Here is a 24,991-nt window from a genome sequence, read left to right on the forward strand (position 1 = left end):
CCGGTGATATACATATTATACCATACTGGAACTATTCTTTCAAGAAAATAATCCATTATTTCTGTAACGGCGTGCTGTCTAAAAAAGACATGAAGATCGCTCTTCATGTCCAAAAATATATATAGAAATTATTATTTATATGTTTATCAGTATAAATACTTTTAAATAACATAATCATATCAAAAAAAGTTGATAGATAACATGTGCTTAGCAATATCATTTATAGGTCAATTTAAAATTGCCATACTATACTTGACTATTTCACTACAAAACGCTAATCACATGACCTTGGTTAAAATTTCTAAAATTTCTTCAAATCCCTCAACTTCTGTCTCTTCGTATTCACCAAATATAACAATCTGACCTGTTTCTCTAGAAAACCCATACCATTCTTCTATATCTATGAACGACCCAATAATAATATATTCATCTGGAACATTATATGGCTTTTGATCATTATCAATCACAATATCATTTAAAGAATAAAATTTCAGTGATGAATCACACAAAATCGAACCATTTGAAAACAATAGCCAATCTATATATGATGAAGGAATATGAATATTATTATTTTTTTTCCCATTCATTGATATCTTCAATTGTCGCAGCTTGATTAAAAATAAATGAATTATCATCATCATCATAATCTTTCACTGCCAGAGTTTTACAGTTTTCAATGAATTTCTCAATATATTTTGTTGATTTGTTATTAGGAATTTCAGGTATAAAAATCATAGCATTTCTCCTTATTTACAAGCATTGTGGAATTACTCGACAAATAATAATTGCTATTTGTCTATAAAACCAACTAACAATAATTTATACAAATAAATTTCTTATCTAAAATTAAAATTCAACATAATGATTGTATCATTTTGAAGTATATTTTGTCAACGATGTTTCATTAAAAAACGAATGCAGCCGCTTCAAAAGTCACTGCACTGTCTGATTTCAAATGTGTTTTTTACTGAGAAACCGAATTAACGAGCATCTGGTCAATGAGACTTGTATTATCATTTGTATCAGCAAATGATGTGTTATTATATACATTGTTATCTCCGCCGAAACCGTTAAGATGGTGAGCTGCCGGAGGCAGCTATTTTATAGTATCAGGCATTGCGATGCCTGATACCTTTTATATGCTGAAAAGACGGTAATCTCTCATTGTGGGGTGATTACGCCTTTGGAATTATTATATCATTTTACTCGAACATTAACCAGCGGTTTTTTAGATTTAATTATATGGAGTCCACTTCACATCACATTAGTGGTGGTTTTTTGAAATCATCTAAATCGTATTTAACGGCAAAAATTAATTTGTCGCTATATCAATCATATAATTTAATAAATCTTCGAGTTTAGAATAAGAACAACATTCATCCTCTATCTCATCAAACTCTTCATATTCATATAAGATGTATGAATCCGACCTTTTGTCATAGCAAATATGACTAGAATTATAAAAGCCGATTATTAGTAACTGATTAGGTACTCTTCCTTCTGAAAAATCATAGTTTATATTAAACTCTATACTTTCATCAGGTTTATTACTTCCGACACCATAAAAAAATACATCTCCGCCAAATAACTTGGCTCCATTAGTAATTTTTAGGAACTCTTTATATGAGCTTGGAATATTTAGCTTATTCTTGTTCTCAAAATCAGAAATTAAGTCATCATGTGCTGGTGGAAAAAATGTAGATTTCATCCACGGACCATCAATACTTTTTATGATTTCTATTTCATTTTCCATACATATTATCCTTTCCATAGATTTAAAGCAAAATCTTATTCATTAGAAAATTCAGTAAGAATGTCCTCACAAAAGAATTTGTATGCTGTACCTGTCTTACAATGTTTCTTAATAACTTCTTTATGCCTACTGTCGTAAAGCACAGGACATGAAGTGTTTCCGAATTCAGATGCGCTCTGTGCATCTGAATTTTCAATTGTGCCGCAGGCACCACCTTTTAATCGGTACGCCTTCGGCGTGCTATTTTTAAAACAAAACATGAAGATCGCTCTTCATGTCTTGTTTTTCATAATATAATCGCAAATTGCACTCTGTTTAATTTTCATCAAGTTTTTGAAACTCGTCGATTCTCAACTCTCGTTTCAATTCTTCTGTATTTTCATATTCGGGCTTAGGTGTACTGGTCTGTATTTCTGCTGCCACCGAAGACTTGTCCTTGCTTGCAAGCAGCCGCTGATAGTACATCGTATTGATCTGCCGTTCAAGCTGACGGACGCTCCAGGCTGATTTTGCACATTCTTCTGTATAGAAGTCACGAACGATCTTATCAGTTATCTTCATAAGAATGCGGTAATGAGACCAGCTCAATTCGGCACACAGTGTGTGCCGATTCGGGAAACAGCTATAAAATTGACGCATTGCTCGCAGATTTCGTTCTGTATAGCCTTTGCCGAACTCAGCAGTAAGTCTGTCAGATAGGTACTTCAAAAGATTTTTACCATACTCCGCCCTGTCATTCTCACCACAAGCCTTGTATATCTGCTCGCCGATCTCCCAATATGCTAACCATTGCCGAATTGACTGCGGCGTACTATTTAAAAAAACAAAACATGAAGATCACTCTTCATGTCTTGTTTTTCATATATTGCAAATCATTTTATGATCTTTTCTATCCGGCATTCATGCTTCTTGTTTTCCTTATCATAATTGATTCCAACAAGCAAAAGCTCTCCGCTGAATGCTTTCAGTTTTTCCGTATAGTTCCTATTCTTTATCTGACTTGCGAATGGAGTTCATTACCTCTTCCCAGCCGCCGTCTTCAATACAATTTATAAATTCCTGTCTGACTTCCTTGTTTGGTATCCATGCTTCACTTGTATTCCTGTCGTAGGTAAGATAACCAAGATGAATAAGCAATGTCAGAACATCATCTGCTGAACTGAACGTTGTCATATCGTTCTGAAACTTTTCTGTGTTTATTCGAACTCTTTCCCCGGATATCATCCTTATAACCGACTGTCTCAGTCCGTCCATATCGAGTTCTATAAACACCTTCAGTGCTTCAAATGTCTCTGTTTTCGTCCAGTAGTTACTGAAGATCTTTCTGCTGCATGCAAGCACTACTGACTGCGGATTGTATATCGGCGTTTCATCTACCAGATATCCGTTGTACCAGTCTTTCATTTCATCGTATGAAAGTTCATATTTCTCACACAGTACCTGTGTTTCTTTTTCTGTAAAGCCCATAAACTCTGAATACGGTGCTGCATCATTTATCGAAAATTCGTGGTACATATTAAGCGCACTGTGTTCCCCGTATTTCTTTACGGGAAAAATTCCGGTCGCATAGTCAAGAGCAACGTATTCTTTGTCTTTAAGAAGATCACGAAGGAAATCCAGGTAATATTTCTGCCCTTCTGTATCATTTTTAAAAACTCTGAATGCGCAGTCCCATTCATCTATGATAAATACAAACGGTACTCTGTGTTCGTCATATATCTCTCCGAGCATTTCTTCAAGCGAATAGTCTTCCGGAAAATCCATATTTCCATACACTTTGAGAAGATCGCGTTTTAATGACTTTATCAGTTTTTCTGTCATTTCTTTTCCACCGGACGCTTTTGAAGCAAATCCTCTTACATCAAATTTCAGTACATTGTATTTATTCAGATGTTTTTCGAAGTTCTCAGTTTCTGTGATCTTAAGATCTTTAAAAAGATCTCTTGAATCGCATCCACGGCTGTAATAAGCTGAAAGCATATTTGCCGCCATTGATTTTCCGAATCGTCGCGGGCGGCTTATGCATATATGTTTATCAGAAGTATCAAATACAGCATTGGTAACATCAATCATCATTGATTTATCAACATATATTTGTGATTTTACAGCTTGTCTGAACAAATCGTTCCCAGGATTAAGATAGATCCCCATTACTTCACCGCCTTTTCGATCAATTGTAGTTACATTGATTATACCATAATTTATATCGAAATTCAATTTTATATTTTCGTCTGATATTCCGGCATAAGCCTTGATTTCAGAATGCTTCACTGCCTGGTACTAAAGGCATGAAGTATTTCAGAATTCAGATGCGCTCTGTGCATCTGAATTTTCAATTGTGCCGCAGGCACCACATTTTTATGCGGTGATCAACTCATTTAGCCGTGCGGATAACAAAGCATATTCCGTTTTCGGTACGCTCTGCGGTAATATTCCATCCGTGCAGATGAATGTAGTCACGGGCAATGGAAAGGCCAAGGCCGGTATTTCCGTCTGGTCCGGTGTAGAACCGCTCAAACATATGCTTTATAACATCATCTGTCAGCACTTCGCAGTCATTCCCGATACGTATCTCACCTTTTCCGCAGGATATGTGAATACCATTCTTTGCATATTTCAGTGAATTGGTGATCAGATTGGAAAGTGCGTGTTCGAGCTTGTCAGGATCAGCAGATACTGTCATCGGTTCAAGATCAAGAGTCACATTCAGTCCCTTGTTTATGACGGTTCCTTCGAAAGGCATAAGGCAGTCCTGAATGAATTCCTGCATTTCGACGGGTTCCTTTTCAAGTTTAACCGAGCCGCTTTCCAGCTTTGACATGCAGAGTATCTCTTCGATAAGCCTGCTCATTTTCTCTGTCTGTCCGGCTATTACACGACCTGTTTTTTGGTAGTCCGTGATAACGCCCTGGCTTATACCGTCCGCATAACCGCGCAGTGCTGTCAGAGGAGTCTTAAGTTCATGCGATGTGTTTTCAAAAAACTGCTTCTGTGCGATCTGATTCTGTTCAAGTTTTTTTCCGAGTATGAATCCGGTCCCCGTTCCGAATGTGCCGATAACAGCTGCTGTCAGAATGAAGATAATGATCATATGATTTATCATATCCATTTCGCCGGTAACATCAACATACGCGATCATTTCACGCACGCTGCACATTCTGGCATCACCGTCGATCTGCATACCAGCCGGATCTGAACCGTCCACAGTGATATATGAATAGATCTGAACCTTATCATCATCTGATGGGAACGGCACTTCTGCTGATATTTCCGTATCGCTTTCATTAAAATAAATAAACTGACCTGTAGTATCAGTACTTCGTATATAATAAATGCTTCCGTCTATCTCTGTTTTTATTGTCTCATCTTTCTGTTTCCCGCTGCACCAGCGAATGACCGCCTCTTCCTTTGGTGTGAAATGATTCTCATCTTCCTCATCCAGTATATAAATAAGCTCCGGCGAGTAAAGTGAATATCCGGTATCGGCGTCGTTTCCCGTGATCTGAACATCTGTATATACAAACGGATCAGAACCGGCGTTCTTAAGAGCTATATCTGCCTGTTCTGCCATTCTGTGCGTGATACTGTAATAAAACACGGTCATGATGATAAGGATCATAACCAGTACAGTTCCGCCGGTCAGAAGTGCAATGCGGTAACGTATTTTAAGATGCTTACGCATGCTGTACCTCCAGTTTGTAGCCGTAACCCCAGACTGCCGAGATCTTTACACTGCTCGAAGATGATTTCAGTTTCTGCCGGATACGTCTGACCGTTTCATCCGTTACGCGCGTTTCGACCTCATCGCTGTCAATGCCCCAGACACGATTTAACAGTGTGTCGCGGGATACCGCATTTCCGGCATTCTCCATAAGGCAGCCGAGCAGTGCGAATTCAGTTACCGTAAGTTCAAGCGGAACTTCTCCGCATAAAACTGTGTGTTTGGACTCATCAAAGGCAAGATCTCCGAAATTTCGTTTTACACTTACCGGCTGCATCATTTCCACACGCCGGAGCAGTGCCTTTATTCGTACCACAAGAAGCGAAGGCGAAAACGGCTTGATAAGATAATCGTCACCGCCGAGCATGAATCCGCGCATATGATCTGTTTCACTTTCCTTTGCCGTCAGTATTACGATGGGCACGGATGATATCTCACGGAGTTTTTTACAGATGGTAAGTCCGTCGGTCCCCGGCATCATTATATCCAGTACCGCAAGATCGCACGGTTCCTTTAGGAATGCATCATAAAGTGCATCGCCCGTTGAAAATGTACGTACTGAAAAACCTCCGTTCTGAAGGAACTCCCTCATAACGTCAAGTATATCCTGCTCATCATCTGCTGCATAGATCAGTTTTTTACCTTCTGCCATTTTTGCCTCCGCATAACTGCACCAGTTCAGTTTCCTGAACTGGTGGTTTGTCTGTATTATATTTATAACGCCTTGCAAATCAGCAAACTACGTTTGCCCGTAAGCGTAATGTATTTTTCATTCACTGCATTTTTCAGCCGCAAAAATATTTACGTTAAAGCTTCATACTTATCTTCAGTTTTCATCTGAAACGGTGATGCTGCCGTCGAAATCCTGACTGCTTTCATCCGCATTTACTGTATAGCAGCAGCCATGCCACTTTGCATCTGAGTCCGTAAACTTTATCATAAGTTCTGTCATTTCATTTATCAGATCATCAGATATCTCTCCACCGCCTGATGCTTCGATCTGACTGCTTAGTTCCTGCCATCTTGCATATTCTTCTTCAGTCAGCTTTTCCTTTGCAAGAGCATCTACGTCTTCTGACGCCAGCGTCTGACAGTTGTCGATATCCATATCATCATCAAATCCGATCACGAATGACAAACCGGTATTAACAGTGTCATCCTCGCTGTCATCGTTCGTCACATAACACTTTTCCACGTCCACGGATGTCTCGTCATCACCCGTTCCGCTCACGGCAGTTTCTGTACCGCCCTCATTTTCTGTCACAGATACGATGTCTTCTGTAACGCCCGTCGTTTCCGTAGTCTGTGCATTCACTGAAAATGCAAGCGACGTCGGGATAAGTGCTCCTAATGCGGCTATAAGTGCCACCTTTAAAATAACTGTTTTCATTTTGAAAACCTCCTTAAAATATGTTCTGACCAATGTATCAGCATATGCTGGTTTATCGGTCTGTTAGTATAATAACATATTTCAAAGAGCAAGTCCCCGCAATTGTGTAATGATAATGTCACAAAAGTGTAATTCTCATCAGTCAAGATCAAAGAGTTTCCATCCGTCTGCAGTATTCTTTAAAAACGCACAATTATGTTCCGAATGACTTTCAAGGCCAATCTGAATGAAGCTGTCATCAGCACTGATAACTGAAAAACTTGTATCAAACAGGCGGTATTTCCAATTGGATACGTCTTTATTACAGTAAAGAGAACCTCCGGACATCTTATAGACCGGATATTTACCGTTCACTCCTCTTATGTAGTCAATGCCTCTGAGCCTCAGATCAGCAACTGAAAGACTGCATATAAAGTTTTCAACCTCTGAGATATTTGAAAAGCGTTCATCGGTAACACGCTGATATACAACTGTCGTGCCGTCATATTCTTCAGTAAGCGTATCATTTTCATCTGTAGTGACTTCGCTGCAAAAAACAACTTCTTCAAGCGCCTTCAGTTCTTCAGCAGCTTTTTTTCCGATATCTTTATACTTATCATAAAGATCCTTAAAGTAAGTCGGGCCGTCCGGTATATTTGATATATGTTCATATCCGTCGATCTTCCATTTTCCGTCTTCAAGTAAAAGGCTTACATGAACCAAACTGGCTCGAGCGTCAGGGGCATTATCGTCCATCATTACATCACATCTTTTGCCGTCATAGTTATATACATTGCCAGCGGCTAATGCCATCATCCTGATATCACTCGGAGAAGTCACATAAAGTTCACCGTCAATTATTTTGAAGAGAGTATATCTCCCCGGAACCTCATCATAGTTTGAGATATAGTGCATATCAATAAATGACTCTGTAAAATAATCTTCAAGAGCAGTACGGACATCCTCTTCTGTATTATACTTATAATAAGAATCTAATTCACTGACTTTGTAATATCTCATCATATGCATAGTACCGCCATATGGTTTATAAGAATCAGCTCCTATCGATTGTATTGCATTGAAGGAATATGTAACATCCGCACCGACTACTATATCCCTGTACTCATGTTCGATATCCATAGCATAAACATGGGGGAAGAATTCAAAATTAAAACTTTCGAGTTTAGGAAGAACTGCCAGTATATCAGAATAAACAGCAATGTTTTTTGGGTTTCTGAGCGGTGAATATTTATCCGCATTTTCTGTAGTAACTGAAACTGCCGTTTCAGGAGATGTAACCGAAGTCACGGCAGTCGAGAATGCAGCCGCCTTTTCAGTTTCCTGCACAGTCGTCTCTGCCGGTGTCTCTTCTTCAGTTGTTTCTGCTGTCGTTGTGACCGTAGTTACTTCTTCTGTTGTTTCTTCCGTTTCATAAACCGGATCAGGATCCGACGTTACCGTTGTGACACTGCTATCAACTTCGGCAGTCTTTTCAGAGTTTTCTCCGTGCCTGATCTTATAAACTCCACCGCCTGTCAGAAATCCTGCTATCAAAACAACCGCCAGAACAGCAGCAGTCGTTTTCCGGCCAGCGTCTGCATTTTTATCTTTGCCTTCCGGCTGATTTATCTGTTTGTTTTCGCTATTATTCTTTTCGTTTTCCATATCATACCTCACTTAAAGCCCAATTGATGATTTCCCATTGCCGCTTTTCATTCGGTTTTTACAACCAAACCGACTGCCTTCCCGCATCAATAATTATACAGCATCATCGCAAATAAGTCAATTATATGTCAACATAAGGAAAAGAATTTTTACATTAGAAAAAAGAGGCGCTCTGTGCATCTGAATTAAAAATTGTGCCGCAGGCACCACCTTTCAATCGGTACGCCTGTGGCGTGCTATTTAAAAAAAACAAAACATGAAGATCGCTCCTCATGTCTTGTTTTTCATATATTGCAAATCATTTTATGATCTTTTCTATCAGGCATTCATGCATCTTGTTTTCCTTATCGTAATTGATACCGACAAGTAATAATTCTCCGCTGAATGCTTTCAGTTTTTCCGTATAGTTCTTGTTCTTTATCTGACTTATCGCACCTTCGGCTGTTTTGTCATACTTAAGTTCGATAACCATTGCAGGTACATTCATCCCTTTTCGCGGTATGAATGCAAGGTCGGCAAATCCGTCTCCGGAAGGGAATTCTCTGATTATCTCGTACTGCTTTCTTGCTGAATAATATGCAAGAGACAGTGTTACTGAAAGTGAGAGTTCGTTGTTATACGCTATTACCGATGAGTTCTGGCGATGGATCTCTTCTACTATGTCTGCGACCTTTCTCTCATCAAGGCTAAGTGTTGCTTTAAGCAGATCGTCGGACTTACGAATGGAGTACATTACTTCCTCCCAGCCGCCGTCTTCGATACAATTGATAAATTCCTGTCTGACTTCCTTGTTTGGTATCCATGCTTCACTTGTATTCCTGTCGTAGGTAAGATACCCAAGATGGATAAGCAGAGTAAGAACATCATCAGCAGACTTAAATGATGTCATGTCATTCTGAAACTTTTCTGTGTTTACATGTATTCGTTCTCCGGATATCATTTTTATAACAGAATCACGTAATCCATCCATATCAAGCTGTATATAATCTTTAAGAGCTTCAAATGTCTCCGTTTTAGTCCAGTAATTATCGAATGATTTTTCAGTAATTGCCTGAACAACTGAATTAGGATTATATATTTCGTTATTATCGACCTTATATCCGTCATACCATCGTTTCAGCTCTTCAAGCATGTCAGTATCTTCGCCGCAGAGCATTTGAACTTCCTTGTCAGTAAATCCTGTATATTCTGCAAAACGTTTCTGACTTGTCATGGTATACTCATGATACATATTAAGCGCACTGTGCTCCCCGTATTTCTTCACCGGGAATATACCAGTTGCATAGTCAAGGGCTACGTATTCTTTGTCTTTAAGCAGATCACGAAGGAAATCCAGGTAATATTTCTGCCCTTCTGTATCATTTTTAAAAACTCTGAATGCGCAGTCCCATTCATCTATGATAAATACAAACGGTACTCTGTGTTCGTCATATATCTCTCCGAGCATTTCTTCAAGCGAATAGTCTTCCGGAAAATCCATATTTCCATACACTTTGAGAAGATCGCGTTTTAATGACTTTATCAGTTTTTCTGTCATTTCTTTTCCGCCGGACGCTTTTGACGCAAATCCTCTTACATCAAATTTCAGTACATTGTATTTATTTAAGTATTTTTCGAAGTTCTCAGTTTCTGTGATCTTAAGATCTTTAAAAAGATCTCTTGAATCGCATCCACGGCTGTAATAAGCCGCAAGCATATTTGCCGCCATTGATTTTCCGAATCGTCTCGGTCGGCTTATGCATATGTGTTTGTTCGTCTTCCGCAGACATTTGTTTGTCAAATCTATAAGCATCGATTTATCTACATATATATCCGAATTTACTGCCTCACTGAACAATCCATTTCCTGGATTAAGATAGATTCCCATTACTTCACCGCCTTTTCGATCAATTGTAGTTACATTGATTATACCATAATTTATATCGAAATTCAATTTTATATTTTCGTCTGATATTCCGGCATAAGCCTTGATTTCAGAAAGCTTCACTGCCTGGTACTAAAGCGCAGGGCATGAAGTATTACCGAATTCAGATGCACTCTGGTAAAAAGTTCCTGTGCATTGATTTTTTTCACTTGTGTTATTGTATGTGAAAGAAGCGAAAGTCAGATGATTTTGCTTTATATCATTAAACTTCCTGATATTCATATAAGATCGTTCTGGAATCTCGACAAATGCTCAAACGGAAGGATCTGACGGCCTCGGAAAAGTCCGCATCCGTCGTTGATAAGCTGATTATTTATAGCCTTGAACATATTGACATTGATGGTTGAAAGATCAAGCTCCTGCAGTTTTATCAGACGTTCATAGGCTTCATCGAAATATCTGCACTCCCCGACAGGAATAATGTCACGTTTGCTCCGGCTTGCTTCCTGCCGCTTTTCATAGCTGAAATGATTGGCCTCTCCTATTTCCGCGATATCATCCATATCCTTAGTCCGGAGCTGTAATTCAGTAAAGCATCTTGCAAGGTTGTCATAAAACGTGATATGCAGTGAGCGATATCCCGAAGAACGCGGAGCTTTTACATAGTCCCTGTAATAGGACAGATTTTCTCTGCTTAAAGGCCCCGGATCTTCAGACGGCTTTACCCCTGAGGGTTCCGCAGTAAAGCCTCTTTCTTCAAGAAATTCAGGAAGAGTATTTGCTATCTCGTACAGATACTGTAATTCCAGTTCTTCTTTGCTTGCATCTAACGGAATATGGCACTGCGGAAGAGATATCACAATACGGTAGGCAATAAGATCCCGGAAACAGGAAAGACTGCTTTTTATTTCAGCTTCACCCGGATATCGGCCGTTCGATCTGAAATATTCGTAAATGTATTCCAGTATATATCCGTTAAACTTCTCCTCTGCTCTTATCAGAGATTTTATCCTTCCTTTAAATGTAAAAGCAAGGAACGGATATTTCTGCGTCATGTACTTATAGAATTCCTTTATTCTCTGCGATTGCGAGGTAAGGAAGTCATTATGCTCCAGCAGCTCTGTTATCTGTATAAGAAAATTGCTGTGAGCAAGATCGATTGAGTTGTGTTCTTTTATTGCTGATCTTTTTAAGTCCGATGAATACTGATGCAGTATTTTAAGCACAGTGTCACCGGAATACATATAATCGTTTAATGAAACCATAACTTTTCTCCATAAATCGAAGCTGTCGCTAAAGCATCAGCTCCGGGTATCAGACAATTTACAGGAAGTTCGTCGCTTTTGCCCTGCCGTTCCTGTCACTCCGTCCGAATTTGTTTTTCAGGTAAAAGAAGGCGCTTCTCCATCATAAGAGAAGCGCCCTTGCTTGTTTTGTTACCACTATTCTATCACATAAGCTGCTCATTGTCAACGCTTATCTTTTTTTACGTCTGATACCTTTTATATGCTGAAAAGGCGGTAATCTCTCATTGTGGGGTGATTACGCCTTTGGAATTATTATTATATCATTTTATGCTGACGGTATCATTCAGAAACCCATAAAAAAGCAGACGCCAGCTCAAAAACGAACTGACATCCGCTAAGTTTTCAACTAATTTCCGAAAAACAGTTTATGCTGTCTTATACTTGTTATAGGTCTCTTCATCAAGTTTTGCGAGCTTTAATGCTTTTTCTAAAGTACAACCATCATTAATAAGATCATTAACAAATTCAACTTTAGTCATAGTCGTTTCTTTCTCCGCATATTCTTTTGCATATTCTTTTGCATATTCTTCTACTGCACTGCACATGTCGGTTACCTCCCTGTTAAAATTTTTCTGCTTTTTTACTGCATCAGATAATGGTCCGAATCTGTTGTCTTCCGGGTCTGCTGTTTTGAAATACTGGAGCATTTCCGAAAGCTTGGAACCATCTTTTACTTCTGCGTTTAAATAGATCTCGTGAACTTTGTTATTTAGATACATTACCTTCTGTATAAGGGATTCTCGAAAGTTTGCCCCAGAAGTTCATGCTATTCCTATCCATCTCCGCAAAATACGTATCAAACGCTTCTTTCATGCTCATGGCAATCGTCTCCTATGTTGTTATTGTTCGGAATTAAAATTTGTATACATTAAATCAAACACACAACTTAATGTTTCCAGAATTCATATGCGCTCTGTGCATCTGAATTTTCAATTGTGCCGCAGGCACCACCTTCATTATCTGACTATCTCTTGCCTTTTTTCTGTTTTCAGGAAGAATTCCGCTGCTGAAATTCAGCCAGTTGATCTGTAAGCTGCTTTGCAGTTCGCCGTTCAAGCGTCCATTCGATCACATGGACGGCTGCAAACACGATAACGATACTGACTGATACACCAATGGCTGCAGTTACTGTTTCACTGTTAATTTCGCTTTCTGCAAATATCACGGCGATCACAATGACAATATCCAGTAATAGTTGTATCGCCTTGCGGAATAACAGCTGTCTGATCGTCAGCTCTTTTGATGAATATGTTATCAACGTCGGGATCAAGGTGAGAAAGCCTAATATCAGTGGCGATAAATACGCATCATAGCCGAATGTCTGCTCCGGTCGGAATATCATTCCTGTTGCAAATATCGCAGCATTTATAAGTGTAACGGATATAAAATAACTGTTCGCTATTTCCTTGATACGGTCTTTCATTTGTTTCACCCTTTCAGCCTTTCTTTGATATCAGGTACATATTTACGGGAAATGATGACTTCCTCGCCGTTTGTCAGCTTGCAGAGAAAACGTCCGTTCAGCGCAGGGCTGATCGACACGATCTTCATCAGATTGATGATGACCGCTTTTGATATCCTCACAAACCGTCTTGACGCAAGTACCTGTTCAAATTCGTAAAGCTTTTTGCGTGATTCATAACAGTCCTTCTCCAGATAAATGAACGTCCTGTCGTCAACCGACTCAATATAGAAAATGTCCACAACAGGAAGCTGATACTGCCTGTCATTTTTTGTTCCTTCAACTGCACCCTGACGGGATTTTATAAATGAAACAATTTCATTGATATTCTCATCGGTTTTGTGACAGCCGATCTCAATATAATCCTGACTGTTTTCTCCGATTTTGACAATTCTAATATCCATAATCTCCTCAATAGTGTTCCTGTACGCTGAACTCTCCCTGTCCTTTCAGATAGCAGTTGTAAAAGTCGAGTATCAGCTTGTTAAGTGTATCCGTGCATTGTTCGGGTTCGATCTCTCCTGTGCCGAGCTTTTCAGCTAAGAAGGGCGATATAAGGGGGAGATCGGTGAAATTCATGTGACCTGCTCCGGCAAAATATGTCTGATACGCATTCACTGCATTTTTCTGCACTACATTATTGGCATAAATATATCCGATTTTTTCTGCCTCGATCGCATCAAAATGGGCTTTCTCATTTTCAATTTCAAGCAGCGGAGTGGTATATGCTTCTTCGTTGATGACATACTTGCCGTCTGCAAAGTCTATTTGCTCACCGACCATTGTACCGTCAATGTCGATGACAGCAGAAATATCGTCACGCCGCCCGACTGTTACCGCAGTTGCACCGCCCAGCGAATGTCCCATCAGACCTATTTTATCAGTATTGATAAGCCGCACCACCGTTTCAAACTGTTCCGTATCGCCCTCGGTGAATGTCCAGTCTGAAAAATCATTTGCCGATACCGCCGATTTCAGTGTATCTAAGGCGAAATTCATGTCGGCAATGCGAAGTTCTATCCATTCACATTCCGTTTTGAATACTTCTTCACGTTCAGTTTCTTCCGCATCACTGCTGCCGAGAGTCAGAGCATTCTGCATAAACTGACCGTCAACCATAATAAGTTTGCCGGACGTATCATGTGTAAACAGGGAATGATAGGGGTGCTCGATGCTTGCGACCACATAGCCGTTGCTTGCAAGCTCCTGATATGCAGAAATATTACTCTGATACCAGCCGAATGCACCGTGGCTGAATATCACAAGCGGAAGCGAATGATCTGTGATACTTTCCGATTCGGCAGGATAAAAAAGATGTACGGGAACTTCACGAGCTGAACCGTCCTGCCCAAACTGTTCGGTTCTGCTGGTATCTGTCATGATAGCTGCGCAGGTCATGGGTGTATACTGTCCTGTCAGCGGTCTGCCTTTGTAGTTTTTGATAATAAAAGCAGGCATCAAAGCAAACACAAACATCATAGCACTGAGAATGAGACTTACGATTTTACCAGCTTTCGACTTTTTCTTTTCGTTCTTTCTGCTTGCGAGATACCTGATCCCTGCAAAAGCAAGTCTGAGCAGGAGAACAAAGAACAGTCCGATAAACCTGAACGTCAGGTCAATATCGGGAAACAACAGCATCACAGCAAAAGCAATAAGCTCGATCAAATCTGCAAGCAGACGTTTTTTGTTCCATTCTCTTTTTTTGGACAGCCTTGTGATTTCTGCAATCAAAAATACGATCTCCAAAATGATCAGCACCGTTAAAAGAAGTAATGTCATATCAGCACGACCTTTCATGTGTTTTACTGACATTATCTTACTACAAAAAGGAACGCTTTTCAAGCAAAAAGCGATAAGATGCAGAAATCGGGGGTAAGATGCATAATGTAACGCTAAATATGATGCTGAGAATTATCTTTGTGATTTTATCCATGCGAGACGTTTCATTCTGGTATATTTGGCGCCTCTGAAGGCTGTGTATATCACATAGAGTTCAAGTACAATAAGCGGAAAAGCATAAATAATCAGTTCAGTATAATGCCCAAGGGAACACAAGATATAACACAGGCCTAATATAATCAGATTCACCGGAACAAATGTGCAAAAGTAAAACGCTGGTCCTTTTCTGCCGGCATTCTTTTCTTCCATATCAAGAAATTCTTCGAATGAGATCTCCGGTTTTCCTTCCCGTACATTTTTTTCGTTAATATTTTTAAATTTCTTCTGTTCCAGATCATCGAAATTTTTATATGATCTGCTTCCAGGTTTACACTGCTCTTCAATAAGTGCTTCAAGCCTTTCCCTGTTTATTTTTCTCTTTTCACAGGCAAGCATAAAATACACAACAGAAGCAGCCCCACTGCAGATAAAATATATCAGTACCGTCAGGACACTGCACGTACCGTTTTCATATTCTCTGAAAAACTGACTGTATACTACCATCCACGGCAAAATACACGCTGCAATAGCGTAATATCTGAACATTCTGTATTTTTCACGGCTGACATTTATATACTTGCTTACAATAATTTTTCCGACAGCTATTATCGCCAGATATGCTCCAATCCAGCAGATGAAATACCACGGTGTTGCATTTATCTTATAAGTAAACAGATTTATTTTTTCGCCTTCCATGATTTTCATCAGAACATTAAAAAGATCCTTTGCACATCTTCCAAAGCATATAATAAGTACAGCAATGGTGTATTCAAGCACGCTGATTATCCTGCTTTTTATGCTTACTTCCGAACAGAGATCAGAACAGAACTTCATTATATCTTTTCCGATGACATTCTCGACTGTTCTTCCGTCTTTCTGAGCTGAAAGAAAAATATCTATAACATCGTTCAGTATTTCCTCCTGTCTCAGCGAATCGATAATATTCGAATTTACATAATCCTCGACCTTACCGAAAGCTTCACTGTACTCCGGTACAAGATTCTTTTTATATTTCGTATATGAGTTATACATATCCGTACCTCCTTCAAATCGTTACACATTATCTGCCGGAACATCGTCATAGAGCAGAGTCTCCGCACTCCGGCTTATTTTTCTGTATCTTTCTTTAAAATCTGACAAGGCGTCTGAACCTTCATCTGTTATGCTGTAGTACTTGCGTACAGGTCCGAGCGGTGATTTCGCCCTGCGGCATTTTTATCAGCTTATTCTTGTCAAGCCTTGTAAGCACCGGATAGAGTGTCCCCTCTCCGATATCATCAAAACCAGCTTTTTCAAGTTCACCGATTATCTCGTAGCCGTAGGTCTCACCTTTAGCGATTACCGCAAGTACGCAGCCCTCAAGGACGCCCTTCAGAAGCTGTGCATTATCCATGGTAAACATCCTTTCCGGTGTTCACTACTTTGCATTGTTTAGTAGTTTGATTATATTGTAGCATAACTACTTTGCTTTGTCAAGTAGTAACCCTGTGAAAATCCGTGGATAAGAAGAAGCGCAGGCATGTTGTTTTCGACTTCGCCTCAGAATATAGAAAACAGCCGCAGATGTTACCGTTCATAACATCTGCGGCTGTTTTATCTTTAGTAAAAAACTGAAAAATCCAGTTAATGTTCAAATTGTTCTAATACTTCAGGCGGACCATATAACGTCCCCACCGGCTGATTCCAACGTGTTGTTTCCGGAAGTGTGGTTTCCGCTTCAGTTGTAACTTCTTCAGGAGAAGTGCTTACAAAGTAACCATCAGGCACTTCTGCACTTTGCGGACCGGATGAAAGGCCGTGCAGATACTGTTCCATCATTGCGATATCTGTCTTGTCCAGCTTGCCGTCCTGGTTGAGATCCGCGATATTCTTTTTGATCAGAGATAAATATTCACCATTCTGCTCCTTGACCGCAAGATCTTTCATTTCGATAAGATCAGCAATATCTACGCTGTTATCCATATTGACATTACCAAAGCCATGAAGAGCACTCGGCGGGCCGTATAAAGGCATAGCAGATGACACAACCGGTTCGTAGGTCGTCGTTTCTTCAGGCATTGTCTCTACAGGTGTAGTTGTTACTGCAGGCGTTGTACCTGTTTCCTCTTCTGCTTCCGATTCGGCTGAAGTAAAGTAACCCGGAGGCGGACCGTACACCGCCGCCATAGCCGACACATCATCAGCATAAGAATCCGGCTGAATACGCGTTGCCACTGCACATGCAGCTGAAAGGACTGCTGCTGTGAGCATTGTTTTATTAGTCTTTTTCAATGTTTGTAACCCCCTCTTGATAATCAGTACAAACTACTTATCAAATAACATTTTATCACTTTTGAGTGGAACAATCAACACTATCCGCGAAAAACCGCAAATAATGGAAAGACACAAAAAAGCCTCGTGCCAGTAAAGGCATGAGGCTCTGCAATCTAATCGGTGAGCTGCCTGCGGCAGCTTATTATTGTATCAAAGCTTATCTATTTTCTTTGAAAGATACTGTCTGATCCTTGCAAGGTCGGCAAGTGTAACCTCGCCGTCTTTGTCGATATCTGCGTTTTTATTCGCCTGTCCTTTGAGTTCTTCCCTGTCAACGAGAGCGATAGCAAGTGCAGAAAGATCTGTTACATCGATCTTTCCGTCGCAGTTTATATCACCGCGGGTGTCTTCTGATATGATCACAGGCTCTGCTGTCTGATCAGGTGAAGCCGTTGGTACCGGTGATGTTGTTGTTTCCGGCGGAACTGTCGGTGCAGGTGATTCTATCAGTTTCGGCGAAGCTGTAGGTGCTGGTGATTCTGTTGGTTCCGGAGAAACTGTCGGTTCCGGTTCAGATCCGGATGTAAGCGCATTTTTAGCGGCACCCTGCATGAAGGATGTCATCCATGCAAGTGAAGCGTTGCCGGTCAGTGTCGTGTCATTGGTTGACCAGGACTCAGCTGAATCAACAAAGCACTGCTGTGCAGGCATATTTTTTCCGGTAACGAATCCAAGAGATTTGATAAACGGATCATTTACCCATGCATTCGGTCCACTTGAAAGAACACCGTCAGGCGCAGTCGGATAACTGTGATCTATTGATCCTGCCCAGAAAGAGTGAAGCGGATTTTTAACAGCGTAATCACCGTATCCGGTTATGTAGGAAACTGACTTCGGATTGGTACCGAGAAGGTAGTCCATAGCACCTGCCGCACCGTCAGCATATTTCTTGTCTCCGTCGATCAGATATGCATACGCCATGATGATACCATTGTTAAGAACCATGCTGTTACTGTTCTTAGTGTAACCTTCAAGAACAAACCCTGGTTTCACACTGTAGACTGTGGTACCGAAAGCCATTTGTCTGCCGCGAAGAGGTACGCCGTAACCTTCTGATTCTTCTGTATAAATATACTCATCAGCCGCAGCTGTCAGTGACTCACATATTTTATTATAAGCTTCATCACTCAGAAGATCTTTGTGAAGTGCAAGAGACATTGTTCCGACTGCTGTCATAGAACCACATTTATACGATGCTAATGCACCGTCTTCACTGTTCTCTGCAAAATTAGCCTCTTCCGGGACAGTATACGCCTCCTCAAAGCTTTCAAGTTCCTTTAAGAACTTTTCCGCATTCTCCTTATCTCCGCGCTCACTTGCTGAAATGAACAGTTCGCACGCTGCCCAATATGCTTCGTCACTTACATCTCTGTCACCGTAGGAATTCCTTTCGGAAGTCACTACGCTTCCCTTAGCATACAGTGAATCTTCACGCATCTGTTCTGCAGGTACGGTCATATCGCAATATTCTTCACCAAATATGTTTTCTACACTTACCGGAGTCATATCTGGTTCATAGTAAGCCTTCTCATAAGCCTCGAATGCTTCCAGAGCACTCTTATAATACTCATCGGCCTTATCCTCATCATACTGTTCCCACAGTCTTGCACCCTGGGCTGCACATGCAGCATAGCTCAGCGTTGCCGCAAACGTCGGAGGTTTTGCTATTCTGTTATACCAGTCATCAAGATCCAGCTCATAAGCCGGCACACTGTCAGCAATACCGTCCCACTTGTAATCACGCATTTCATGCAGATACATTCCGGCTGCTTTTTCTCCCCATGCAGGATCATTCTCCGGGACTTTCATCTGCTTCATCCAGTCGAGCTCATATGCAGCTTCGTCAAGGATATCCGGCATGCCGTTGCCGTTTTCAGGTATCACAACTGCACCTGAACCGTCAGAAAGATCAGCATTTCCGGAAAGAGCATTCACTTCAAACAGATTCTGAAGAGTCCAGACAGCCATACCGCCTGAGATCATGCTCTTATAGTGATCGCCGGATTCAAACCAGCCGCCCTTTGTTGTTATTGTCGATGATCTGTATTTATCTTTCACTTCTTTTTCTGAAGTATAGTCATCCTTCCAGAGCGTCTGTACATAAGCCTTTTCCTGGTGATATGGTGTTTTGTGTGCAAGTTCAGATTTTTCCCCTGAAGTGATATACTTCTCTTCGACATTCATATCTGAACGGCTCTGATAGAAGAAATTCAATGAATTCGTAAAAAGATCACCGGTTTCTAATGAATAAATATCATCACCTATTTCAAATTCCTGAGATCTGTAATCGCCGGATCTGATAAAATATCTGCCCGGTTCCGTAAATTCAGAAAAATCAAGTTTGCATACATTATCGCCGGAATCCTTATCCTTTACAGGGGTCGTCGATTTTCCTTTGAAAACAGCTTTTCCGCTTTCTGCATTCACCACTTCAAACTCCGCTGCTCCCGCAAGCTTTATCGCAGAAGCATCATGCAGAATATCACCGCTGTTGTCACCAAGAACTGCGACCTTTCTTCCGCCGGTATAATATCCGATCTGGTTTACTGAGATATAGTTGTTTTTAAGTCCGCTGTAGTCACGGCTTACATAACCGTAACTATTGTTTACCGGTTCAACCAGTACATCATCAGTTACATCACAAAGCGACATTTCATCGAACCAGATCTCGTCGCCGTCTACAGCATTGCCGCCGTACATACTTCCCTTTGCATAGGAGAAACTCCATTCCACAGCTTCAAGATCCTTTGTAACTGTAAACTCACCCTTGTAGGTCTTCCATTCCGTACTCAGTTCAGTCGGCTTCGTAGCCCATTCGCCGCCCATATGAGGACCGTAATGGAATTCATCACCATCAAGTACCACGTACTCTTCGTCGCCCTTTATATTGCTTATCTTAGAACAGAGCTCCATGCCATCGCGTTTTACCCTTGCCATGAAACTTACTTCATAAGTATGTCCTGCACGGAAATTAATATTTCTGTGACGAAGCTGAAGATCCCATTTCTCTCTGTCAGCCCCTGATGCAGAAAGGATCCTTATATGAAGTTCCCCGTCTCTTGTCAGCTCAAAATCCTGTTTAGCAGGAGATGCCTCGACAGTCCTCCACGGAACCATCTTGTAGTCAAAACTTGTTTCCCCGAGTAACTGTCTTTCGGAAAAAGCGTCCACCTGCATTCCGCCTGAAACCAATGCCGTCTGTGCCAGCATTGTAACTGCACAAACTGATGCTAAAACTTTTTTCATTTTATTCATTATTATCCCGCCCCTTTTTTCTATATACATTTCTGGTTTGTATTACGCAAATTTGTATTGTTAATATTGTATCACACCGTCTTCACAAAGTAAATAGTTTTTGTAAAAAAGGCATCAGGTGTAATAAAACACCCGATGCCTCGGTGAGCTGCCTACGGCAGCTTATTAAAGCTTATCTGTCTTCTTTGAAAGATACTGTCTGATCCTTGCAAGGTCGGCTAGGGTTACTTCTCCGTCGTGGTCTACGTCGGCATTCTTTTCCGGCATGTATACAAGCGGTTCGTGTTCAACAAGTGCCACAGCAAGTGTTGAAAGATCAGTAACATCGATTATTCCGTCGCATGTTACGTCACCCGGAATGTATTCTGCATTCTTAAGCGGATCATCGGACGGAGTTGCTGTCGGTTCCGGCGATTCAGTCGGCTCCGGAGATTCAGTCGGTTCCGGTGTGTTTTTCGGATCTTCAGAGTTGTAAGGATGTTTTAACTGAAGGAACGATGTCACCCATGCAAGTGATGCGTTGAGTTCAAGTGATGTCTCATTTACCGACCACGCTTCGACTGAATCAGCATAGCAGCGCTGAGGGAAATTCCCCTTCCTGCCCGGAACAAATCCTAACAGTCTTACATAAGTGTCTTCAAGTCCGGAATTCGGACCGCTGGAGATCACGCCGTCCGGAACAGAAGGCAGTGACTTGTCAAGCTCATTAGCCCAGAACTTGTGATACGGGTTATGAACTCTGTACTCGCCATAGCCGGTAATGTATGAGTACGCAAGCGGGTTTGTACCGAGAAGGTAGTCCATCGCTGAAGATACGCCGTCAATGTACCTGCTGTCGCCGGTCTTTTCATAGGCATACGCCAGTACTGCCGCATTGTTAAGTACATTCAGATTTGATTCAAATTTATAACCGAATATACGGATCGTCGGATCACCAAAGCTGTCGTAATAAGGACTTACCTCATATGCATATGGAAGACCGTAACCCTGTTTCTCCTCTGTTTCCAGAAGTTTATCAGCCGCTTCTTTTAACGACTTGTTTAATTTCTCTCTTTTTACATCTCTGAGGAGTTCGTCATGCAGTGCAAGTGACAGCGTTCCTGCAGAACCTGTATGTTCATGGTCAAACACTGTGAGGTCGGACATATTATGATCATTGTCATAAACCTTAGTTGTTATCTCATAAGCATTATCATATTTTTCAAGTTCCTTAAGTGCCTCGTCAGCATACTCATTTTTCATTTCCTTAGCCGAGATGAAAAGCTCACATGCTGCAAGATATGCGTCGTCAGCCACGTAGAAATCACCGTATGCTCCGCCTCCCTTACTCTGCCACAGCGGAGCGTAGAGAGACACTTCGTTGATCTCTTCCTTAGGACAATCGCACTTATAATCAGGATGGGTCACTCTTGTCGCGTCAGCTTCGTAATACCACTTCTGATATGCCCTGTATGCTTCAATTGCTGACGCAAGATATTTCTCAGCTTTAGCACTGTCATACGGTTTCCAGAGACGTGCCGCCTGTGCTGCACATGCTGCGTAGTTCAGAGTTGCAGCAAATGTCGGAGGCTTTACAATACGCGTTGTTCCCCATTCTGTTTCGTAATCCCAAGGTTTTACAGCAAGACCTGTCCACTTGTGATCCTGAAGTTTGTGGTAATAGAGTCCTGCAGCGGTTTCACCCCATGTCGGTTCGTCTTCAGCCACCTTCATTTCAGCCATCCAGTCAAGTTCGTATGCTGCTTCATCAAGAATGTCAGGTATTTTGTTGCCTGTTTCAGGAACGACTACAGCACCTGAAGCGTCCTCAAACTTTTTGCTTTCATCAGAGGTAACGGCCATGTCGTACATGTTCTGAAGTGTCCAGACTGCCATGCCGCCGTTTATCATACACTTTGTATGGTCACCTGAATCGTACCATCCGCCGCTTGCGGTGATCTTTGATGAAGCGTATGTTGTCGCTGGTTCGTCCTTTGATGCGTATTCATTCTTCCAGATCTTCTGAACCGAAGCTGTATCTGTCTTATGACTGCCCGGATGGGCAAGATACAACTTGTCAGCTGAGGAAATATATTTTTCTTCTATATCGGCGCCTGAACGATTCTGATAGAAGTAGTTCACAGCATTTGTAAGAAGGTCATGATCTTTTTCAGAATAGATGTCATTGCCGATCTTAAACTCCGCCGATCTGTAATCGCCGGACCTGATGTAGTAAGTACCCGGTTCTTTAACTTCCGAGAAATCAAGCCTGCATACTGTGTCGCCTGAATCAGCATCTTTCTCCGGAACAGTTGATTTACCTGTGTACACCGTTTTTTCGTTCTTTGCATCTATTACTTCAAAGGCTGCTGCTTCCGAAAGGCTGATCGTTTCTGCGCCGTGCATGAAATCACCCTTGTTATCACTTAGAACCGCGATTTTTCTTCGGTCAGGAAAATAACCGACCTGATTAACGGAAATATAATTGTTTTTTAAGTCACTGTACGAACGGCTTACAGCTCCGTAACGCTCTACAGGCCAGAAGTCATCCGCACTTTCGTCAACAAGTGACATGTCATCGAACCAGATCTCATCGCCGCTTTCTGCGTTACCTTCATATTGAGTACCCCTTGCATACTGAAAAGACCATTCACAAGCTTCGAGGTCCTTCGTAGGTGTGAAAGTACCGGTTACTTCCTGCCAGTCGGTTGTGAGCCTGAGAGCCTTGCCCCACTGTCCGCCCATGTGCGGGCCGTTGCCCATTTCCTTCTTGTCGCCGAATAATACGCAGTATTCTTCATCGCCCCTGATGTTTGAGATATTTGAGCAGAGTTCCATTCCGGCTCTCTTGCCCTTAGCCTTGAATGATACTGTGTATGTGTGGCCAGCCTTGAAGTTAAGGTTCCTGTGTCTTACCTGAAGGTCCCACTTTTCCCTCTCAGCACCCTGTGATATAAGTACCATTACGTGAAATTCACCCTCAGGTGTGATCTCAAAATTCTGTTTTGCCGGAGACGCCTCTACAGTGTGCCACGGTAAGATCTTGTAGTCAAATGATGTTTCGCCAAGCATCTGACCGGCATTTACTTCCTGCACGTCCGTCATTGCAAACGCCGGAACGATGAGTGACACAGCGCTGACCGACGCAATCATTCTTTTTAATAAACTGTTCATTTTGTTCCTCACTTTCTGCTGTGCTGCCTGCTTGCACCGGACCTCGTGTTCTGAACGAAACCCAAAAGACACGGAGTATATGCAGACTGTTGTTTAGGGAAACGCTGATTTATTCATAAATCAGCGCGGGGTCCGTGGCGAAGCCCCGCAAATCCCACCTCCGGAAATCCGGCGAAGCCGGATTTCCGGTTTAATCAGTGTTTTCTTAGTTTTTACGTATACTTATCTCACCACTTGAAATAACGCCTTCCGTTCCGTCAGGATATTCCACCACAAGTCCGCACTCATGGTCGATTCCTTTGAGAACAGCTGCCGAAGTTCCCTTCGGTGAAATTATGTTTATTTTTTCGCCCTTCCACATAAGTCTTTTTTCATAGGCGTCAAGATAGGTACTGTCGCCTATGTTTCTGTAAAGCTCTGTAAACCGGTTTACTATACCGGCGATCATCCTGTTTCTGAGATCGGGTACTCTTTCCGGAAGCAGTGCACCGGCCACGGACTTCAGTTCATCAGGAAATCCGCCTTCCGGCTCGTACACGTTTATTCCGATACCAAGCACCGCATAGTCAAAACCGCCGAATTCGACATTGAATGAAGCCTCGGTAAGTATGCCGCATACTTTTCTTCCTTCACAGTAGATGTCATTAACCCATTTTATACCGGTCTTTCTGCCTGTGAGCTGCTCGGCGACCTCAGCCACAGCAACTGCAGCAGCTGTCGTGATCCTTATTGCATCGGACGCACCCATTTCCGGCCGCAGGAGAAGACTCATGTACACACCGCTGTCCGGCGGTGACGCAAAAGTTCTTCCGAGTCTTCCGCGTCCGGCTGTCTGCTCGCCGGCAACGACAAGTGTGCCCTCCGTGGCACCTTCTGCCGCGATCTCCTTTAAACGGAGATTGGTCGAATCAGTCTGCTTTAACACCACGATTTTGTTTTTGTCACCGGAAGAAAGATATTTTTTTATTCCTTCTTCGCTTATTATATCATTTTCGGAAAGCATGCAGTAGCCCTTGTTGGTCACTGCATCGATCCTGTAACCTTCGTCTTCAAGTGAACGTACTGCTTTCCAGACTGCGCCTCTTGTGCAGCCAAGATCTGCTGCAATTTCCTCGCCGGAAAGGTACCTGCCTCTGTTTTTCTCAAAAAGTCCTTTTAGTTTTTCCTTTACTGTCATAAAAGCCTCTT

Annotated in this window: 22 protein-coding genes; all 22 read right to left on the reverse strand. The window is 41.7% G+C overall.

Annotated elements, in window-relative coordinates; all coding sequences use genetic code 11:
- Positions 1–278 precede the first annotated feature (278 nt).
- The 22 genes from CC97_RS08395 to CC97_RS08495 all read right to left on the reverse strand — a co-directional run bounded on the left by CC97_RS08395 (position 279) and on the right by CC97_RS08495 (position 24,980).
- Positions 279–587 (reverse strand): SMI1/KNR4 family protein, encoded by a 309-nt coding sequence (locus CC97_RS08395; RefSeq protein WP_044974590.1) that lies wholly within the window; start codon positions 585–587, stop codon positions 279–281.
- Positions 568–735: a hypothetical protein gene (locus tag CC97_RS20110; RefSeq protein ID WP_156036836.1), complete on the reverse strand. Its 168-nt coding sequence runs from the start codon at positions 733–735 to the stop codon at positions 568–570. Before CC97_RS20110 ends, CC97_RS08395 begins: the two co-directional genes overlap by 20 nt.
- Before the next feature lie 577 nt (positions 736–1,312).
- Positions 1,313–1,753 carry an SMI1/KNR4 family protein gene (locus CC97_RS08400; protein ID WP_044974591.1) on the reverse strand — a complete coding sequence of 147 codons (441 nt, stop codon included), beginning with the start codon at positions 1,751–1,753 and terminating at the stop codon, positions 1,313–1,315.
- A 35-nt stretch (positions 1,754–1,788) separates the two neighbouring features.
- Positions 1,789–2,013, reverse strand: coding sequence for a hypothetical protein (locus CC97_RS08405; RefSeq protein WP_044974592.1), 225 nt, complete (start codon positions 2,011–2,013; stop codon positions 1,789–1,791).
- A 55-nt stretch (positions 2,014–2,068) separates the two neighbouring features.
- On the reverse strand, positions 2,069–2,551 hold the full coding sequence (locus CC97_RS08410; RefSeq protein WP_081850040.1) for a DUF1016 N-terminal domain-containing protein: 483 nt from the start codon (positions 2,549–2,551) through the stop codon (positions 2,069–2,071).
- 186 nt (positions 2,552–2,737) lie between these two features.
- Positions 2,738–3,904, reverse strand: a complete 1,167-nt coding sequence (locus CC97_RS08415; protein WP_044976907.1) for an AAA family ATPase — start codon at positions 3,902–3,904, stop codon at positions 2,738–2,740.
- 223 nt (positions 3,905–4,127) lie between these two features.
- Positions 4,128–5,435 carry a HAMP domain-containing sensor histidine kinase gene (locus tag CC97_RS08420; protein ID WP_044974593.1) on the reverse strand — a complete coding sequence of 436 codons (1,308 nt, stop codon included), beginning with the start codon at positions 5,433–5,435 and terminating at the stop codon, positions 4,128–4,130.
- Positions 5,428–6,126 (reverse strand): response regulator transcription factor, encoded by a 699-nt coding sequence (locus CC97_RS08425; RefSeq protein ID WP_044974594.1) that lies wholly within the window; start codon positions 6,124–6,126, stop codon positions 5,428–5,430. The genes CC97_RS08420 and CC97_RS08425 overlap by 8 nt, the downstream gene beginning before the upstream one ends.
- A 174-nt stretch (positions 6,127–6,300) precedes the next feature.
- Positions 6,301–6,864, reverse strand: coding sequence for a hypothetical protein (locus CC97_RS08430; RefSeq protein WP_044974595.1), 564 nt, complete (start codon positions 6,862–6,864; stop codon positions 6,301–6,303).
- 138 nt (positions 6,865–7,002) lie between these two features.
- A complete protein-coding gene (locus CC97_RS08435; protein ID WP_044974596.1) occupies positions 7,003–8,508 on the reverse strand; it encodes a hypothetical protein in 1,506 nt (501 codons plus the stop codon).
- 298 nt (positions 8,509–8,806) lie between these two features.
- Positions 8,807–10,375 carry an AAA family ATPase gene (locus tag CC97_RS08440; RefSeq protein ID WP_044976908.1) on the reverse strand — a complete coding sequence of 523 codons (1,569 nt, stop codon included), beginning with the start codon at positions 10,373–10,375 and terminating at the stop codon, positions 8,807–8,809.
- Positions 10,376–10,650: 275 nt separating this feature from the next.
- Positions 10,651–11,637, reverse strand: coding sequence for a guanosine polyphosphate pyrophosphohydrolase (locus tag CC97_RS08445; protein WP_044974597.1), 987 nt, complete (start codon positions 11,635–11,637; stop codon positions 10,651–10,653).
- Positions 11,638–12,044: 407 nt separating this feature from the next.
- Complete coding sequence (locus CC97_RS08450; protein WP_044974598.1) at positions 12,045–12,398, reverse strand: hypothetical protein; 354 nt, start codon at positions 12,396–12,398, stop codon at positions 12,045–12,047.
- A gap of 269 nt (positions 12,399–12,667) precedes the next feature.
- Positions 12,668–13,102, reverse strand: a complete 435-nt coding sequence (locus CC97_RS08455; protein WP_044974599.1) for a hypothetical protein — start codon at positions 13,100–13,102, stop codon at positions 12,668–12,670.
- 5 nt (positions 13,103–13,107) lie between these two features.
- Positions 13,108–13,545: a LytTR family DNA-binding domain-containing protein gene (locus tag CC97_RS08460; protein ID WP_044974600.1), complete on the reverse strand. Its 438-nt coding sequence runs from the start codon at positions 13,543–13,545 to the stop codon at positions 13,108–13,110.
- Positions 13,546–13,552: 7 nt separating this feature from the next.
- Positions 13,553–14,875: a hypothetical protein gene (locus CC97_RS08465; RefSeq protein WP_044974601.1), complete on the reverse strand. Its 1,323-nt coding sequence runs from the start codon at positions 14,873–14,875 to the stop codon at positions 13,553–13,555.
- A 180-nt stretch (positions 14,876–15,055) separates the two neighbouring features.
- A complete protein-coding gene (locus tag CC97_RS08470) occupies positions 15,056–16,114 on the reverse strand; it encodes a DUF1048 domain-containing protein (RefSeq protein WP_044974602.1) in 1,059 nt (352 codons plus the stop codon).
- Between the two features lie 121 nt (positions 16,115–16,235).
- A complete protein-coding gene (locus tag CC97_RS08475) occupies positions 16,236–16,475 on the reverse strand; it encodes a PadR family transcriptional regulator (RefSeq protein ID WP_347493559.1) in 240 nt (79 codons plus the stop codon).
- A gap of 230 nt (positions 16,476–16,705) precedes the next feature.
- Positions 16,706–17,353, reverse strand: coding sequence for a dockerin type I repeat-containing protein (locus CC97_RS08480; RefSeq protein WP_044974603.1), 648 nt, complete (start codon positions 17,351–17,353; stop codon positions 16,706–16,708).
- A 192-nt stretch (positions 17,354–17,545) separates the two neighbouring features.
- Positions 17,546–20,650 carry a glycoside hydrolase family 9 protein gene (locus CC97_RS08485; RefSeq protein ID WP_044974604.1) on the reverse strand — a complete coding sequence of 1,035 codons (3,105 nt, stop codon included), beginning with the start codon at positions 20,648–20,650 and terminating at the stop codon, positions 17,546–17,548.
- Between the two features lie 165 nt (positions 20,651–20,815).
- A complete protein-coding gene (locus CC97_RS08490) occupies positions 20,816–23,803 on the reverse strand; it encodes a glycoside hydrolase family 9 protein (protein WP_049962788.1) in 2,988 nt (995 codons plus the stop codon).
- Positions 23,804–24,008: 205 nt separating this feature from the next.
- Positions 24,009–24,980: a biotin--[acetyl-CoA-carboxylase] ligase gene (locus tag CC97_RS08495; protein WP_044974605.1), complete on the reverse strand. Its 972-nt coding sequence runs from the start codon at positions 24,978–24,980 to the stop codon at positions 24,009–24,011.
- Positions 24,981–24,991 lie beyond the last annotated feature (11 nt).

The organism is Ruminococcus sp. HUN007 (assembly GCF_000712055.1).
Taxonomy (GTDB): domain Bacteria; phylum Bacillota; class Clostridia; order Oscillospirales; family Ruminococcaceae; genus HUN007.

Bases quoted from the DNA above. Each gene is read 5' to 3' on its own strand.
- CC97_RS08395 (WP_044974590.1), bottom strand. From the start codon at position 587: ATGAATGGGAAAAAAAATAATAATATTCATATTCCTTCATCATATATA.
- CC97_RS20110 (WP_156036836.1), bottom strand. From the start codon at position 735: ATGATTTTTATACCTGAAATTCCTAATAACAAATCAACAAAATATATT.
- CC97_RS08400 (WP_044974591.1), bottom strand. From the start codon at position 1,753: ATGGAAAATGAAATAGAAATCATAAAAAGTATTGATGGTCCGTGGATG.
- CC97_RS08405 (WP_044974592.1), bottom strand. From the start codon at position 2,013: ATGTTTTGTTTTAAAAATAGCACGCCGAAGGCGTACCGATTAAAAGGT.
- CC97_RS08415 (WP_044976907.1), bottom strand. From the start codon at position 3,904: ATGGGGATCTATCTTAATCCTGGGAACGATTTGTTCAGACAAGCTGTA.
- CC97_RS08420 (WP_044974593.1), bottom strand. From the start codon at position 5,435: ATGCGTAAGCATCTTAAAATACGTTACCGCATTGCACTTCTGACCGGC.
- CC97_RS08425 (WP_044974594.1), bottom strand. From the start codon at position 6,126: ATGGCAGAAGGTAAAAAACTGATCTATGCAGCAGATGATGAGCAGGAT.
- CC97_RS08430 (WP_044974595.1), bottom strand. From the start codon at position 6,864: ATGAAAACAGTTATTTTAAAGGTGGCACTTATAGCCGCATTAGGAGCA.
- CC97_RS08435 (WP_044974596.1), bottom strand. From the start codon at position 8,508: ATGGAAAACGAAAAGAATAATAGCGAAAACAAACAGATAAATCAGCCG.
- CC97_RS08440 (WP_044976908.1), bottom strand. From the start codon at position 10,375: ATGGGAATCTATCTTAATCCAGGAAATGGATTGTTCAGTGAGGCAGTA.
- CC97_RS08445 (WP_044974597.1), bottom strand. From the start codon at position 11,637: ATGGTTTCATTAAACGATTATATGTATTCCGGTGACACTGTGCTTAAA.
- CC97_RS08450 (WP_044974598.1), bottom strand. From the start codon at position 12,398: ATGTATCTAAATAACAAAGTTCACGAGATCTATTTAAACGCAGAAGTA.
- CC97_RS08455 (WP_044974599.1), bottom strand. From the start codon at position 13,102: ATGAAAGACCGTATCAAGGAAATAGCGAACAGTTATTTTATATCCGTT.
- CC97_RS08460 (WP_044974600.1), bottom strand. From the start codon at position 13,545: ATGGATATTAGAATTGTCAAAATCGGAGAAAACAGTCAGGATTATATT.
- CC97_RS08470 (WP_044974602.1), bottom strand. From the start codon at position 16,114: ATGTATAACTCATATACGAAATATAAAAAGAATCTTGTACCGGAGTAC.
- CC97_RS08475 (WP_347493559.1), bottom strand. From the start codon at position 16,475: ATGGATAATGCACAGCTTCTGAAGGGCGTCCTTGAGGGCTGCGTACTT.
- CC97_RS08485 (WP_044974604.1), bottom strand. From the start codon at position 20,650: ATGAATAAAATGAAAAAAGTTTTAGCATCAGTTTGTGCAGTTACAATG.
- CC97_RS08490 (WP_049962788.1), bottom strand. From the start codon at position 23,803: ATGAACAGTTTATTAAAAAGAATGATTGCGTCGGTCAGCGCTGTGTCA.
- CC97_RS08495 (WP_044974605.1), bottom strand. From the start codon at position 24,980: ATGACAGTAAAGGAAAAACTAAAAGGACTTTTTGAGAAAAACAGAGGC.